This window comes from Burkholderia sp. Ax-1719, assembly GCF_011753055.1.
Lineage (GTDB): Bacteria > Pseudomonadota > Gammaproteobacteria > Burkholderiales > Burkholderiaceae > Paraburkholderia.
Genome location: NZ_VWWJ01000016.1, coordinates 46,570 through 62,565, shown reverse-complemented (window position 1 = coordinate 62,565; position 15,996 = coordinate 46,570). Strand labels below are relative to the sequence as shown.

Below are 15,996 nucleotides of genomic sequence, written 5' to 3'. Positions count from 1 at the left end.
GCGAATGCGTACAACGGCGATGTGCGAATTTTGTGAACTGCGTGAATCTATCGCGATTTCCTTGATCCGCGCGATTCGAGAACAGGAACCCGAGTTAGCCGGATGAGGCTAAAAATCTATTCGCTTTCCAGGCACACTATGGCAGTTTGACATAGGCGGCCAGCGCCCCCATCTTGACGTGCTTGGTTACACTGAGAGTTGACGTCTCAAAATGACCGGAATCAGCATCAGTGCTGGGTTTCGGCTATGTTTTTGGCTATCAGTAACCATGTAGATTAGTAATTCTGTTTTGAAATATTGCGATTTTCTTCTTGAGTACTCATATGCAACGCGGTCTTGAAGAGATTCAGTCTGCAATGGGCAAGCCACAGGAATCTGAACAGTTGAGGCGAATCTCGACGACCCACCTGGAAGGAATCAACTTGCGCGGGGACGTTCAATTTCCCAGTGGCTCGGTACGCGCGGCGAATCCTTCCAAGTCTCAACAGTGATTCGCACGTTTCGACCGCCAGTCGGTGGGCCTGAGCTGAAGTCCCGGCCATTAAGTCGACAACGTAGCCGGTGTCAGCAATTTCGGTGCACATCACGGATTGAACCATCGGGGCTCCTACCGTCATGCTAGCCTGCAAAAGGTAATAAGCAAGCGCTTGATTCGAAGGGCAATTTATAGATGATCACGAGGCGGGCCCGCGCTACGCTTAGGTGCACCTAAGCGGAAATCTGCACAGAAATCCAGGGCACGCCTAGGGGGTGTCCAGTTCTGTTGCGCGCAAGCTTCGTAAGCGAGCGCCCATACCGCAAACTGATGTCAGTCGCCGCGAAACACCGCCTCGATATTGTTGCCGTCCGGATCGAGGACGAACGCAGCGTAGTAATGCGGCTGGCGTTGGCCAGGTGGCCCGTTGTCGGTTCCGCCCGCCTTGAGCGCCGCCGCGTAAAACGCGTCCACCTCCGTCCGGTTTTTTGCTACGAATGCAGTGTGTTGGCGGACAGAATGTGGGTGAAATAGATCGATCCAGAAGACCGGATACTCGATACCGTAGCCGATGCCGTCACTGCCGACATTTTCGGGCATCTGCATGACCCGGCGCAGTCCGAGCATGCCCAAAGTAGCATCATAGAACCGAGCAGAACGGGCGATGTCAGCAACACCAATTCCGGTGTGATCGATCATTGTAGGCCTCACTTCCGGTTGGGCCGAAGGCGTCTCTGGGACCCGCAGGATATCCTACCCATGCTATCACAGCGAAGCGCGCCAAGTATCCATTCGGTTCGGACGAAGCTTGGCCGACGGTAAGTCATTCCGACGAGATTGCCCATTACAGAGAAAACTGTTCCCCCATTTTGAGCGTGACTCGATAGGAGACGCCGCTCCAGAGATCGGCAGAACTTCTAGGAACAGTTATGTCTAGCGGTGGTCGGCTACTACCGATGTCTAGTTGGAAAATTGCTTTCGCGTAGATAGACTAGTGTTACGCCGCGCGCAAAATGAGGAGCAGTATCTCGCGCTATTCGAGGTGCGACGGTATGTGGCATAGTTCGAGCATTGTCAACACAATGGGGGGAACTATGGCTACTCTAGAAAGCATACAAGCGAAAATCGCAAAATTGCAGGCGCAGGCCGAAGAGGTGATTTCAAAGAAGTCGTCAGCTGTTCTCCAGAAGATTCGTGACCTGATGGAGAAGCACGGTATTACGACCGCTGACATTGAGGCGCATGTTGGAAGGCGCCGTGGTCGCATGCCGGGTGCCAAGACTGCAACGAAGGCCGCCGACGTCGTGGTGAAGTATCGTGACCCCAAGAGCGGCGCCACCTGGTCAGGGCGTGGTCGAGCCCCCTCATGGATTGCATCTGCAAAGGACCGCAATAGATTCCTCGTCGACGAATCCACAGCGATTTCGTCGCTTGATTCTGCCAAGCCTGCCAAGGCTGGAAAGTACGTCAGGGGCCATCAGCCCGCCCTCTACCGCGACCCGAAGACTGGCGCGACCTGGAGTGGCCGCGGTCGTGCACCTGCATGGCTCGCTGGTGCCAAAGACCGGTCTCGCTTTCTGATCGCAGAGGTCGAAGGTACTGCCGGCAAGCCTAAAGCGGCGGCCACCAAGAAGGCGGCGCCTGCTAAAAAGGCAGCTGCGAAGAAGGTAGCTCCGAAGAAGCCCACGTCAGCGGCGACGAAGTCGCAGGGCGCCTCCAAGAGGGCTCCGGCGAAGAAAGTTGCGGCCAAGAAGGTAACGGCAAACAGAGCGTCCACCAAGGAGACTGTGAACACTGTCGCTCCGTCTGAGGCGCCAGTTCCTGCCGCGCAGGCGGTTGTCACTTCAGCGCCTGTCTGAGCAATAGAGATTCGCCGGGCGCCGTCTGGTCAAAGACGGCGCCCGGATGATAGCACCTTCGATTTTGGCTCTTTTCCCGCAGAGCCCCAGTGCGATGCCAGGAGCCGCAAGTCTCGCTCCGGCGAAAGCACGTAGGACCCATTTGAGCCAGGCCGAATGCCTAAAGCGATGCCGCGAAAAGCGGCGTTCGCGGCCTACTGACCCGCATAGCGCCCTGCAAGTGTTCCCCGCATGCGGTCGAGCGCTTCATCGATTATTCGCTGCTCTCGCGACAGAACAGCATCGGGCTTTTCGCGCAAGTACGTTTCACTGAGTTTTCGACAAGTAGCGCCTCCTGTCATGTCTACGACGTTGCTGAGCAACGATGGCTTGATTCGGCTTCCATCTGGCAACACAGAAATCCACGCGGACCCGTTTTTATCCTGGCCCCAATCCTCATCCGATATGTGGAGCAATGACCGCCAGTGGTAGGGAGTGTCGACGAGTGCCCTCAAGTCGCTGAAATGCTGAAAGCGGTACCGAGCCAATGCGCAGCGTCCTTCAAACACATACAGGACCGGGATGCTGCGGCGGAAGCTTGGCAAATGCGTCAGCAGTTTTTCATAGTCGCACCAAAACGCCCGGCTTATCGCCAGTGCAAAATATTCGTTACCTCGGTCCGTCCGCCAGAAAAAGGAATCAAGGCCTGGCTGTGACGCTAGTTCGTCCGGTGCTGCCGACCAAGGCTCGGGCAAACGAACGACCAAAACCCGGGTCTCGTCTGTGCACTCGCGAAAGCTGGCGGGCAACATCTCGATATCGGCGAAGTAACAGGTGTCGATTGCGTTGGCGCATTCCCGCACGAAGTCCAGAAAAGCGTTCGACTCGATTGAGCGAATTGGGTCGCTGCCACGTTCACTGTTGCACGAGCTGCGTCGCTGCATCATGCGCCATACTCGCTTTGACCACGCAATAACTTCGTTCTCGTCGACAGAGGAGCCATCCGCTCTGACGACTTCAGCGATGAGTGCGACCCCACAGGCCTCGTCGTTCTCCGTAAGGAGCAGCTCACGGATAGGGGATCCGAGACCACTCCAAAATCGCTCTACCTTTTGCATCTGGCTGACATACACCCAGGCGGAGCTGAAATATTCGGCTGTCAAACCTTTCTCTAAAATTTCCGCGGCAACCTCAGGCATGTCAGTCTGCAACCAGTCACCCAGGACCGACGTGTAGACCTTGCGCCAGAAGCTTGGGTCGTCACCGGTATCGCAAGCGAGTAGCTCCCGACGCGCGTGAGTGATAGCCATGTCCAGTGGCGGCTGGAGGGCAGAGTCCAATTCGTCAGCAGCGTAGGCCTCGTCCACCGATTTCGTTTTCGCATCGGAAGCGGTCTGGGAGCGAGTGAGGTCGAAATGCCAAGCGGGAGACGAAGCCGGCAGGGTGTCTTCCTCATGCCCTACTACAAAACGCAGAGCTCGAGTGATGGCACCGTACGCTACTCGCTCGGAGCATTTCCACTCGCCGCTCCGAACGGCGAAAAGCATGTCCATAGGGGTGAGGCACCCGTTGTCGTCATAGTCCACACCCGCTTCCATACACCCTCGCAAATGTTCGCTGATGCGCAAGCACTCGGCGATGGGCCGCAGCTTGGCGTAGTGACGAAGCAGGTCGGCAAAATTCGTCAACTGCCCGACGTCGGCCAACGCCTGGATGACTGCCGGCTCGGACTTCTCTAGAGCCCAAGTAACAATTTCCGGGACGAAGATTAGGCTACCCAGGCGGGCGGACCGGTCCATGCTTGCGGTTAGGCGGATGGCTGCTATCAGCGCCAGTTCAACTTTGTTGAGTTGGTACTCGGAGTGGAGTGGTTGTTTCATTTCAGCATTTCTAGATGGGTGGGGATACTGCTCAGCCAATCTAGGTAGCCAAATTTATCCGTATGCAATCCGAATTCATGGCTTTTCAAGGCGATGATGAGCGGAGAGTGTTGGAGCATCTGCAATTTGCGATGCGACTATAAACACGGTCGCCCGCTGCCTCTACGTCGTGCCATTGGGCGGTATCGGTAGTCCGTGCAGCGGCGACGTCCGCAACGCGCGAACGGCCTTTTCGGCGGTCACGTGCACATGACTATTAGTCTCATCTTGTTCCGGAAGTGGGGGATTCGACAAAAGCTGGTCGACGAATACGAAATGTCGACACCGAAATTGATCCAATATGCATAAATTCAACGGATGAAGCGTCTGCGCAACGCGATATTGCTCCTGCGGTTATAAAATGGCTTCATGCGGACATCCAGCTACTGCATTACCGCTTAAAAAATTCAGAGGTGAATGATGGGTTGGTGTAACGCACTGCTGCAAGCGAAGAAAATTTAGAATTGAACAAGCAATAAGGCAGTAAAGAATAAAGACGGGGATTTATATGGCCTTGCCAAAACCAATCGGAAAACAACGTGAAGTTGTTTGTCTTCCTGCAACCGGGCAACATGTCGTTCTCGGCACGGCTGGCAGTGGGAAGACGACCATGGCTATCGCGCGAGCAAAATATCTAACAAACAGTTTGTTGCCCGACGCTGGCCGGACTCTAGTTGTGACATATAACAAAGCGTTGATGCGGTACATCAATAGCTTTTCAAGTGAGATACCTCGAGAAGTCGACGTTCGAAATTATCACCTGTTTGCAAGGGGCTATCTCGCGTCGCAGGGCAAGATGTCGGATACGTCAATAGCGTCGCCGCAGCAGCGCATCAACCTAATTACGCAAGCCCTCTCAGACGTGAAGGACGAATATGTGGAAGATGCATTTTTTCGTCGGAATCTGAAATTTTTCCTTGATGAGATTCAATGGCTTAACGGTCGGAACATTTTGTCTGTCGATCAGTACAATGATGTTGTCCGAACTGGTCGTGCATCCGCCCAAATGAATAGGGTGCTGCGGCCGATAATGTGGGAGATTCTGGAGCGTTACAGAACTCTTCGTCGAGAGCAGGGGAAATTGTACGATCTTGACGATATCGCTGCAGCTGTGTCGACCGCATTTGATGAGGACCGCTCCGCGAGAATGTACAAGCATGTCATCATCGACGAAGGCCAGGATTTGTCGCTGGAAATGATTCGATCTTTGACAAAGGCTGTGCCTCCAACTGGCTCTGTTACATTCTTCGGCGATGTTGCTCAGCGAATTTACGGCCATGGAAGAGGAATGAGCTGGCGCGAAGCGGGGCTGCAAACAAGGCAAGTCTGGAAGTTCGAACAAAACTATAGGAATACTCGTAACGTTGCCAACCTGGCCGTTGCGGTATCGAAGATGCCGTATTTCGCTGCAAATCCGGATATCATCGCGCCAATCGTCTCTGCCGCCGATGGTCCGAAACCGGCGCTCGTCCAATTTTCTGATTTTGAGGCTGAACGGCAGCTAGTTAGCTCACTCGTCGAAAATCGCTTTCGTTCACAAAGCGTTGCTGTTCTGCTGCGAACCCACGAAAAGATTCGAGAGATCAGACCTTATCTTCCGCGCGAAGCGATACAGCTGAAAGACGAAGGGGCAAACTGGACTGCTGGTCATGGAGCCTACTACGGCACATACCACGGGGCAAAGGGTCTGGAATTTGACCTAGTCATCATGCCATTCCTGTCGAAAGACAATATTCCGGATCTATCAGACATCGAAGCAGACGAGATCGCCGAGGTGTTTGCGGACGACGGCAGACTTCTTTATGTCGGCATTACCCGTGCAAAGGCCGGATTGGTGTTGACATACACCGGAGAGCCCACTGAGCTTCTGCCTACTGATGACGACCTTTACGCGCGGAGCGTACGATGAAGCTGGGTGAGGACATTCAGGCTGATTCGGTTCGGAGGGGGATTACGCGACTTTGTCACTTCACATCGTCGCGGAACCTGATTCATGTGTTGGCGACGGGCTATCTGAAAGACCGCGCAACGCTGGATGCAGAGACCGTGCAGGACGTCAATCCCACTGACGACTATCGTCTAGATGGGCATAGGGACAAAATCTGCTGCTCGGTCGAGTATCCGAACAGTTTCTACCTCGACATCGTAGCGAGGAAGGACCCCGTCTTTCTGGACTGGGTAATATTGTTCATCAATCCCGTTGTGTTGTGGAACCCGGGAACTCTATTTTGCCCACGCAATGCTGCTGCGGAGAGTGGCGGCCTCATCTCCGACGGGTGGCCTGGGTACCAGTCGATGTTCGCACAGCAGATAGCTGGCGCTGGAGGCAAGGTCTTCTCGCGAAAAAACGCCCATCTGACCTGCTCCCCTACGGATATGCAAGCTGAGGTCCTCGTACCCGGCCCAATCCCGGTCAATGCCCTGTTGGGCATGGCGATGTCAAGCGAAAAACAGGTCCACACGGAAAGAGCACGGTGGGACACCTTGGGATTGGCGGCGCCTCAGATACCGACTGTGGCCGGGCCTGACCTCTTCGATAAAATATCGCTAAGAAACCACATCTGGACCGGTCGGCGACCGGCCGAAACCGTCGTATGAGCGATAAGGCGTTGAACCATCTCATGGGGCAAAAAATTATCACTAGCCCTGACCGGGCTGTAGCAGCTTTTCTCGGCGCGGCCGTTGGGGATGCCTTGGGCTGGCCATTCGAAGGTCGAGCCGCAGCCAAACCTGTAGCACACGACTGGAGTGGCGAATTTCTGTCTTGGATGAAGCGTGGCGGGAGCCGGTTTGCTCCGACCTGGGAGGAAGTCAAGGCAGGCGAATACAGTGACGATACGCAACTAATTCTCGCGGTGGCACGGGCGCGTGCAACGGGTGAGGAGTGGTGGAGGTACTTTGCGACGGTCGAACTCCCGTTTTGGACGTGCTACGAGCGCGGCGGCGGCGGGGCAACGAAGCGGGCCGCAAGCTCATGGCTCGGTGGCGTAGCACCCTGGGATGCTGTCGGTAAAGATATCGCTAGTCGATACTTCGCCGCTGGAGGGAATGGCGCGGCAATGCGTGTCCTGCCGCACTGCGTTGCGCACGCTGGTAGCGATGATTTTTTGGCGCTCGCCGTAGATGTCCTGTCGGACGCTGTTACCACGCATGGCCATCCACGTGCGTTGCTTGGCGCATTGGCGTTTGCATACACCGTCTGGAACGCCCTCCGACGAGTCGGGGTGCTGGACTACGGTGATTTGGTCGAGCGCTGTATTGAAGACGTTCACGTGTGGGGAGCGCTTCCAGATATATCTCATCGATGGCCATCGTGGCTTTCGGCTGCGGAGGCACACGATCCCGACTATCAGGAGTATTGGGATTCGACTTCCGAAGAGATGATTCGGCAGATGCGCGTCGCTTCGGATGGGCTAACTGCCGGTGTGCTATCTGACGACCTGAGGATCCTTGGCGACATCGGAGGCCTCAATCAGAAGACCAATGGTGCGGGAACGACTACCGCCGTCGGGGCGATTTACCTCGCGTCAAGATACGCGGCATCGCCCGCAGAGGGTATGCGGCGCGCCGCGTCTGCATCAGGTGCCGATACCGATACGTTGGCTTCCATGACTGCCTGTCTGTTGGGCGTCGTGAATGGGACTGCGTGGCTCGATGCATATGTGAGGCACATTCAGGACGAGGAATACATTCGTAGAGTGGCGGAGGAACTCTTCTTCAAACGGGAGAATGAGCCACGCCATAGAGTGTTGGACAAACGCGAAATCAGCACGTTTGTGGCACACGTTGAGGAGTGGAGTCGCGAGTCAGATATCCGGCTCCCTGTCGGCGGACGGGTAATTTCCGTCGCAGAATCTGGTGAGCGCGAAGAGAATGGGCTACGCATCAAGCGGCGGTTGCTTGTGTCCACGGATATCGGGCTTACTCTATTTCTGCGCACCAATGGGACATCAAGAAAGGACGTCAAAAGGAGCATTGCTCGCGAACCCGTCGACGAAGCATCAGATTTTGAGCCCACCGTTGGTGTGGCACTGATGGTCCGCGATCTGGACGCCTCCCGACAGTTCTATGAACGATGTCTAGGTCTGAGAGTGTCGGGTGCGTCGAGCAGATCAATCCGGTATTCTTCAAATCTCGCGTTGCGTGAGACCGAGCGTGAAGTGGCTCCATCTTGTGATGGGCTCAAACTCTTCATAAACGTCGCCGATCTCGATGCTTGCCTTCAGCGAATGTACAAGGCGGCAGTAGTCGTTTCAGACACGGTTGTACGCGGCGACACTCGGTCATTCGAGTGCCGGGACCCAGATGGCTATACCGTCGAGGTATTCGAGCGAACCTCAAAAATGCGCGCCTAAAACTGGCGATTAGCCGCTCAATCTCGCTCCTCGTCGCGTTTGCACGCAGCGGCGATTGCGAGCGCAATGCAAGTTAATGCGTATGAATCGGCTTGCTGCGTATGCGTATCTCAAGGATGTGCTGTTCCGGCTGCCGATGCAATGGCGAGTGGATCGGGAAACTGCGGCCGTATCGCGGATTTCGGGGCTGACCTGGGAACAGTGGGCTCGTCGTGTGCCGACGTTTGACCTAGGTTTCAAATAACCAGTGATTGCACCGCCACCCAGTTACGCGCTTGGTAGGTAACTCTTGAAGGCTTCGCATCGGTCGTTAAGCGTGACCATGTGTTGGCCGCAACGGATATAGATCGGAAATGACGGACAAGCAGAGTAGTGCCGCGATACCAAAGGCGGCCAAGGCGGCCAAGGCGGCCAAGAATCCCAAGATTACTAGCGATAAAAAGACAGGCGGCGGTACGGCGGTAGGCGGCGGGGTCAATTTTCAGGCCGCCACAACGGCCATCGTCGGGATTCATATTCTGCGTGGCACGGCTTTGGGCTGGCTTGACGGCGTGTGCATCGACAAGCCTACCGCAGTTTGGGCAGAGAGCGAGGGGCCCGGCGATGATCTGCGCGTCGAGCTTGCGGACGGTTCAGCTATTGAGGTTCAAGCGAAGAAAGGTCTAGCTCGCGGCGCTAGCCTCTGGACTGCTTTGCAGTCTATTGCAGTCGCAATCGACAAAGGCCAGTTGTCACATGGGGTGTTGGCGGTTGCTGCTGATTCGAGCAATACAGTTCGCGAGGAGCTTGCAAAGGACATCCGACGTCTTGGGCAGGGCAGGACGGACCAACTAAGCGACATCGGTGCTGAGTGGTCTCAGCGATTGAGTCAGGCCAGCATAGCAGCTCAGACGGTATGTCGTTGCATGCGTATCAAGGTGATCCACGCCCTTAGCGAGGAGGACACTGGTATCCGTGCCGCCAAGGAGATATTACGTCACGTGTGCGCGCGGGACGAAGATGCCGATGCAGCATGGAATTGTCTTTACCTTCATGCCGTGCATCTAATCGCAGATCGTGGGCGGTGGACATTGCCCGACTTGGTGCGCCTGCTTAGCAGCTCAAACATCGCCATACGTGCAAACGACTTTCCCGCATCTGTGTTCGATCGCTATTCCAGGTGGATGATTGAGACGAACAGCCATTTCTCCGTTACTGGGATAAAACGCAAGATTCCGCTTGTGCACCTGCTTCCAATGCGTCTGGGGCCAAGACGTTTCGAAGACCCAGCTTTGGGCGACGCCGCGTTAGCGCTGGATCGTTATCACAAAGGCACGGAACGCAAGGCGATTGGGGAGGAGTTCGATTCTGTTTGGACCGCACGCTTCAAGATGCTCGCAGTGGTCGTAGCAGGTCCCGGCTTGGGCAAGTCCACGATGATCAAGGAGCTAGCTCATCAGTACGCTCGGGATGGTTATCTTGTATTGAGTGTTGCACTCAAGCCGATTGCCGCAGCCATGCAGCAAGGCGCAGCGTTCTCAGAGGTGCTCGTGAAGCACGCGCTCGGAGGTTCCTCGCTGACACCTGACCAGATTCGAAGTGTGCCTCGTCAGAATTGGGTCGTACTTGCAGACGGGCTGGACGAATGCGGCAGTGCCCACCACGACGTCGCGGAACAGATCAATAAGTTTGCTTTAGGCCATCCCGGTGTGCGAGTGGTTGTTACAACCAGGCCAATAGGTTATGAGACTGCCGAGTTGTCGAGTTGGACCCATTACAACCTTCTGCCTCCGAGAAAAGAGGAAGGGGCGAAGAATCTCGAGGCACTAGTGCGCGCAGTGCTGATAGTTGACTCTCCAGATTCGAATTCCGTTGATTTGTCGCCATTTCAAATCGGCAAAATATCGCCTAGCGAAGCGATTTCGGTCAGCCCACAACTTCTCGGGATGTCTGCGTCGCTGATTCGTCAGCGTAGTACGTTGCCTGGTACACGGCTAGGGCTTTACACGCAACTCATCAGCCTGTTTGAAAAGCGACCGATCGATAAATCTGCGGAGAAGGCTGACCTCTACAAAGTCGTGCTCGACATTATTGGTTGGATTCTCGTCTGCGATCCGCTGATTGTGTTCGATACACTAATTGATCGCGCGGCCGAGATGCTCGCCCCTCTAATGAAGGCTGCACCGTTGGCTCTAAAAGAAGACATTCGACGTGCGGTAACTCACTGGGAGAGGGTAGGTCTGATCGAAAAGGTGTATCACGACGGTACGGGCTTACTTACCTTTATTCACAAAACATTTTGCGAATTTGTCGCTTCGCGCTTCCTGGTGCGGGAATCAAGCAGTCTGCTTAACGATGTGGTCGACCATCCCGACAGGCAAGAGGTCTTAGGCTTTGCCGTTGGGCAAGGCTTGGCTGATGACTTGATCGAGCTGTACTTGGTTCGACATACCGCCGGGCTTCCACAACAATTGCGGCGAGCCCTTGGGTTGCTCGGCAATAGTGAAATTGTTGTGTCTGAACTGATGGCGCAGGAACTGGTACGACAGTCATTCAAGGCTGTCGAGGACGGTGCGAGCGATAAATTCAGCATAGGCGTTGCTCTCTCGGACATCGGTGCAAAGGCAAATTCCCTCGTCGAGCCCTTAGCTGCGGCAAGGCTTGACGCAACCAATCCGGCGACGAAGCTCGTAGCATGGGCCACCGCTATCCGCTGTGGTGCAATTCACTATGATGCTACGACCCTGTCTGCAGTTTTGGCCGAATTGCTTACAATTATCGAGCCGTTCAATGTACGCAATATCTTCGATAAAAAAGATCGCAGCGACCGCGACCTATTGGAGATTGTTGCCTTGGCGGCACTCAAAGCGCAGCCGGATGACCTGATTAGGTCCTTTGCGGAAAACGAACTCATGGACAAGAAGCTCCGAACTTTAGGGTTTAGCTTTCAAGTCAATGAGATTCTGAAATCTCGTGGAATTGAAGAATTACAGTCGCTCCTGCCAGATGACAAAGAAGTCGTATCGCCTGTCACCCTGGTGCCTGTTGGGCCTAGTATGGAAGATGCTTGGCTTTGCGCCTATCAATCAATTGCCAATGCTTTCGCAAACGGCTATTCAGAAACGACCATAGAGAAAAATCCTCGTCATGCCTTCGTTCAGTTTGCAGGGTTGATACATGCGTCTGGGTTCATGCAGAAGCCCGTTAGCGATATCTACTCTTGGTCGACTATTCACGACGAGCCCGCATTGCAGGCGACAATCAAGGCAGTCGCGCAGTTGCTCCCGCTCGACTTGCACTCTCTGGCGCAGGAAGCCAAAGAATTGGTACATAGAATCGATGCAAAATCATTCAAATCGGTATTTACTTTCCTCCCTGCTGTAGATATAGATCCGCCTGCCTGGGAGAAAGCCGCAAATGTACCGTTGAGCCGTAAAGACGTCATACGCGGACTTCTTCATCCGTCTGTGTGGATCAACGATCTCGCGGCGAATATATTCGAGGGGATTCAGATGACGCGGGAAGAGCTTGAGGCGCTCTTACGTGTCGCGAACGGCGATTCGTTACGCTATGTCATCTTTCTGGTTGAACGTCACCATATTGACGGAATGCCCCAGATGCTATTGCGGCGGCTGAGTGATGATGCCTCAGGTGATGTAAGCGGCATTTTCGATGCGCTTCGCAGGCTAGAGATCCCACCTTCGGCAGAGCTCACGAGTACGACACATACATGTCTATGTTCTGCCGATTCAAATACCGCTGAGTCAGCGACTAAACTTTTAAGCCACTGGCTCGATCAGGGCGTTGCAATAGATCAGGAATCTGTCGGCAAAGCCATCGAACACTGGGGCGGGCGTGATAGCTGGAAGCACAACCCCTTTTTGAAGACCCCGATTCATTTATTGAATGAGCTTTTCAATAGAATCAGAGCCGCTCAATGAGCCTTGTTGCCCTTGGTCGACACTTGCCTTGAATGTCACTGTATGACCGGGGGCGCGGCGAGCGGTCGCCGAACGCTCTCACGCACTGCGAATCTGCGAGCTGCGCTGCTTCACATTCGCATTAGATGAAGTCGTATCGGAAACTGCAGATGAACATCAACTAGATCGGCTTGGACGGACAGACAGTTAAATAGCTGCATCTACTGCATTGTCTGCCCGGCGTAGCGACAACCTGCCCGGAACACATCTTCCCGGCTGCTTTGTAGGCCGTGGTACTTTCAGGTCGTTGACTAATCGGTGCGTCGACCCTCTGTTCCACGACCAGAGTGTGGATGACCATCGGCATGGGGCGCCGTCCTGGGATGCCTCGCAGCAGCGGGCGCAAATATGACGCGGTTGCAGAGGCTCCGAGAGGGGAGAAGCGAACGAGATGTAGTCGTGCCGCGGAGCCTTTTCCTGTTTCTATGACCCAAGGTAACTCAACATCAGCGTCTCTGAGCGTGGCAACGAGCCCTTCACTGAACGTACCGTCGAGTTCCTTGATGACGGCTAACCCGCGCCGACATACAGTCTTTGCATCCCGGATGAGTTGCGGGTCGTCTTCCTCGGAAGGAAGTTGGTAACGAGCCCACGCATCATAGAACACCTGCTTCGGATGGGTTTTGTTTCGAGCATATTCTTCGAGCGTGTCCATGACAGCCCAGCGTGCCCGCAATGCCGCATCGACCTCTTGCTCATTGGGCAAACCCAAGTGGTAGCGGTAGTGATGTTGTAACGGGCAGCGGATATAGGCCTCAAATTCCTCGAACTTGACCGAGAGCGAAGTAGAAGTATTCGCTTCGGGCGCCGCGGCCGAATCGGCCGACGAGATCTCTCCGAGACTTTTGCTCAGGTATTTGGTCGAGTCAGTCGTGAGCTGCTTCAGGCGCGCCCTCGTGGCAAATTCGACGTTCTCGTAGAGTTGCAGCCGATTTTTCGCGCGTGATAGCGCAACATAGAAGAGGTTATTCCGCTCGACGGCTGTTTCAAACTGATGCTCGACGTCATTGCTACCCAATACTGCTGGCGGAACGAGCACCTGTGTAGAGTCGCCGAAGTTCCACGAGGGTTCGTCCGCCCCATAGGAGTCAGCGTCGATGTATCCGATGTGCACGGCTTCAAATTCGAGACCTTTACTCCCGTGAACCGTCATGACACGTACGGCGTCCATGGCGGTCGCTTCAGGAGGCAGCTCCCTGTCACCATGTGTGTCGCCAATGCGCTGCCTTAGCTGTTGCCGCAGCAAATATCTGGACAGGGTCGCTTGGCGCATGTCGCCGTCGCCATTGCGCACGGAATACGCAAACTGCCACAACGCCAGCCGAGCCGTCTGCGCATCAAGTGATGCATCATCCTCTGGTGGTAGACCAAACCGCCGGTCGAGTAGCATGTCGCAAACGAACTCCCAAGGACTCGTGTGGCGCGAAAATCCCGCAAGAAGGGACTTGAGCCGAAAGCTTGTGGATGCGCCTGCTGACGACAAATCCTCCGGTGCTTCGCCAAGCCATCGGCCGCGCTGCCAGGCAATCTGGCCTACCGATTGACTGAGCAAGATCGCAATGTCGCTCATGGGCATAGAAATCCCAGCGGTATTGCTCAGTCCAACTAGCGCTCGAGGAGCACGTTCACACAGGAGTTGCATCAGGCACAGCAGTCGCTTTATCTCCGGTCGATGAGCTAGCTCCCCTATGTACAGAATCGGTACGCCAGCCGCACGCATCTGGGTCGCGAGGTATTCGACATCGGCGGTCTTGCGACAAAGCAGTGCCTGTTCCCGGTAGCTGATGCCGGAATGCTGATGCTTTTTGACTTCATTCACTACGGCCTGGGAGACGGCCGTTCGCGACTCGCATGAAAGAAGTTCTGGCAGCGAGCCGGATTTGCCGTTGACGGCATGCATTTCGTCCAGCGGCAAACGCGATTCGAGCACGTGAACGCGACCGGCTTGGCCGAAGAGCTCAAGGATTTCCCAAGAGCTTCGGCGGTTTGCGTCGAGCGAGTACTTCTTGACCGTCGACGAGTCGCCGGCCGTCTTGAAGGCATGTTCGAATCTCAGGAGACTCTTGACTGATGCGCCGCGCCAATGGTGGATTGCTTGTCGCACGTCCCCAACGACCCAGAGCGATTTGGCGTTCGCGGCGAGCTGGCGCACCATCGTCACCATTGCTTCAGTGACGTCTTGATACTCGTCCACGAGGATGTGTTCAAAGTGGTCCGCAAGTTCGGTGACAGTCTCTCTCGCATCCCGCACTTTCATGGCTGGCTTTGCTACCAGATCCACAAAATCAACCATGTGCGCATCGCGCAGGATGTTTTCATGCAACTCGTACAGCGTTCCAACGTCCTCGCGCTCGTCCTGTATGACCTCTTCGGAGGCGCCCAGGCTCTGGAGCCGTGAACGATATTCCTCCGGGCTGACGAGTTCTTCCTTTAGGCGCTGTATGCAGGAGATGACCGTTTTCAGCCACTCATATGGATCCTCTACGCGCAGGTAGTGCTTCAACTCGACACGAGGAAGATTCTTTACGAGTAGCGATAGCTGCTGGAGTCTGTCTGCGACTAGTACGTCGGCGTTAAGGTCGAAATGCTGGTGATACTTCCGAAGGAACTCCAGGCCGAAGGCATGGAATGTGCCCGCCCATATATCGGCCGCGCGGGATATGCCTGCATTGCGCAACCGCTCAACCAGTTCAAAGGCCGCCTTGTTCGTGAAGGTGAGTACGAGTATCCGACTGGGGTCGACGCTAAGGTCTTCAATGAGGTACTTGACGCGATGAACCAGTGTGGTTGTCTTGCCAGTCCCAGGGCCAGCGACAACGTTTACAAAGCGCTCTTTCGCCTCCGCTGCCTTGCGTTGATCTTCGCTCGGCGCCGGCAATGGTTTTGCCGGCGGCGGCGTATAAGGGGGAAGCAAGACGCCGTCCAGCAACTGTACGCGAACTATCTCCAGCGGGAGAACGTACGTCTTGGCTATCTGGTGGGCGCTTTTGCCTGCCTTCCAAATCGAGTTGGCAGTGTCTCGCGGAAGCAGCAACTCACGAGCGAACACATTTGCCTGCAACTCCTGCCGTTCCCGAGCCCCGTAGGCTTCGACCTTTGCTACAGCTGGCGTCTCTGGTCCTGCAACCATTGCCTTGAGGTGAGCGACGCTGGTTTGTGGCTTGTCTACGTCCAACACCCAATGGCCCAGTTCATGAGCGACAAGATATGCGAACTCGGCTTCGCTGACGTCGTCACGGACATAGATGGAGCGCTCTGGACGGTCGAGAACGGCCGCGCCACCGCCAAGGGCCGGGTAGTCCGCAGGCACTTTCTCGACCGCTAAATCAAGCTCGTCCTCGACGACTGACAGAAGCTCGCGACTAGTTGGTGTGGAAGTGTCGCAGCATTCCAGAAGTCGTTGTCGCAATACCTGCGCTTCCGCGCGAGCTCGGTCAAATGGGTTCATTG

The 15,996-nt window shown here is 55.2% G+C and carries 8 protein-coding genes; 5 read left to right on the top strand and 3 right to left on the bottom strand.

The genetic code is table 11. The annotated features are described in order from the left end of the window. Window positions 1-808 precede the first annotated feature (808 nt). Window positions 809-1,174 carry a VOC family protein gene (locus F3J17_RS23540; RefSeq protein WP_167064503.1) on the bottom strand — a complete coding sequence of 122 codons (366 nt, stop codon included), beginning with the start codon at window positions 1,172-1,174 and terminating at the stop codon, window positions 809-811. A gap of 395 nt (window positions 1,175-1,569) precedes the next feature. On the opposite strand from F3J17_RS23540, the gene F3J17_RS23535 reads away from it, so the two are divergent. Further along, window positions 1,570-2,334: an H-NS family nucleoid-associated regulatory protein gene (locus F3J17_RS23535; protein WP_167064500.1), complete on the top strand. Its 765-nt coding sequence runs from the start codon at window positions 1,570-1,572 to the stop codon at window positions 2,332-2,334. Window positions 2,335-2,528: 194 nt separating this feature from the next. Here the strand turns inward: F3J17_RS23535 and F3J17_RS23530 are convergent, their stop codons facing one another. Continuing rightward, window positions 2,529-4,193 carry a hypothetical protein gene (locus F3J17_RS23530; protein WP_167064497.1) on the bottom strand — a complete coding sequence of 555 codons (1,665 nt, stop codon included), beginning with the start codon at window positions 4,191-4,193 and terminating at the stop codon, window positions 2,529-2,531. Window positions 4,194-4,740: 547 nt separating this feature from the next. On the opposite strand from F3J17_RS23530, the gene F3J17_RS23525 reads away from it, so the two are divergent. The 4 genes from F3J17_RS23525 to F3J17_RS23510 all read left to right on the top strand — a co-directional run bounded on the left by F3J17_RS23525 (window position 4,741) and on the right by F3J17_RS23510 (window position 12,507). Continuing rightward, window positions 4,741-6,141 carry a 3'-5' exonuclease gene (locus F3J17_RS23525; RefSeq protein WP_167064494.1) on the top strand — a complete coding sequence of 467 codons (1,401 nt, stop codon included), beginning with the start codon at window positions 4,741-4,743 and terminating at the stop codon, window positions 6,139-6,141. After that, window positions 6,138-6,830, top strand: coding sequence for a DarT ssDNA thymidine ADP-ribosyltransferase family protein (locus F3J17_RS23520; protein ID WP_167064491.1), 693 nt, complete (start codon window positions 6,138-6,140; stop codon window positions 6,828-6,830). The genes F3J17_RS23525 and F3J17_RS23520 overlap by 4 nt, the downstream gene beginning before the upstream one ends. After that, complete coding sequence (locus F3J17_RS23515; protein ID WP_167064488.1) at window positions 6,827-8,587, top strand: ADP-ribosylglycohydrolase family protein; 1,761 nt, start codon at window positions 6,827-6,829, stop codon at window positions 8,585-8,587. The genes F3J17_RS23520 and F3J17_RS23515 overlap by 4 nt, the downstream gene beginning before the upstream one ends. A gap of 353 nt (window positions 8,588-8,940) precedes the next feature. Next, window positions 8,941-12,507: a hypothetical protein gene (locus F3J17_RS23510; RefSeq protein ID WP_167064485.1), complete on the top strand. Its 3,567-nt coding sequence runs from the start codon at window positions 8,941-8,943 to the stop codon at window positions 12,505-12,507. A 160-nt stretch (window positions 12,508-12,667) separates the two neighbouring features. Here F3J17_RS23510 and F3J17_RS23505 read toward each other — a convergent pair whose 3' ends face one another. Beyond that, complete coding sequence (locus F3J17_RS23505; protein WP_167064482.1) at window positions 12,668-15,994, bottom strand: ATP-dependent helicase; 3,327 nt, start codon at window positions 15,992-15,994, stop codon at window positions 12,668-12,670. Window positions 15,995-15,996: the final 2 nt, after the last annotated feature.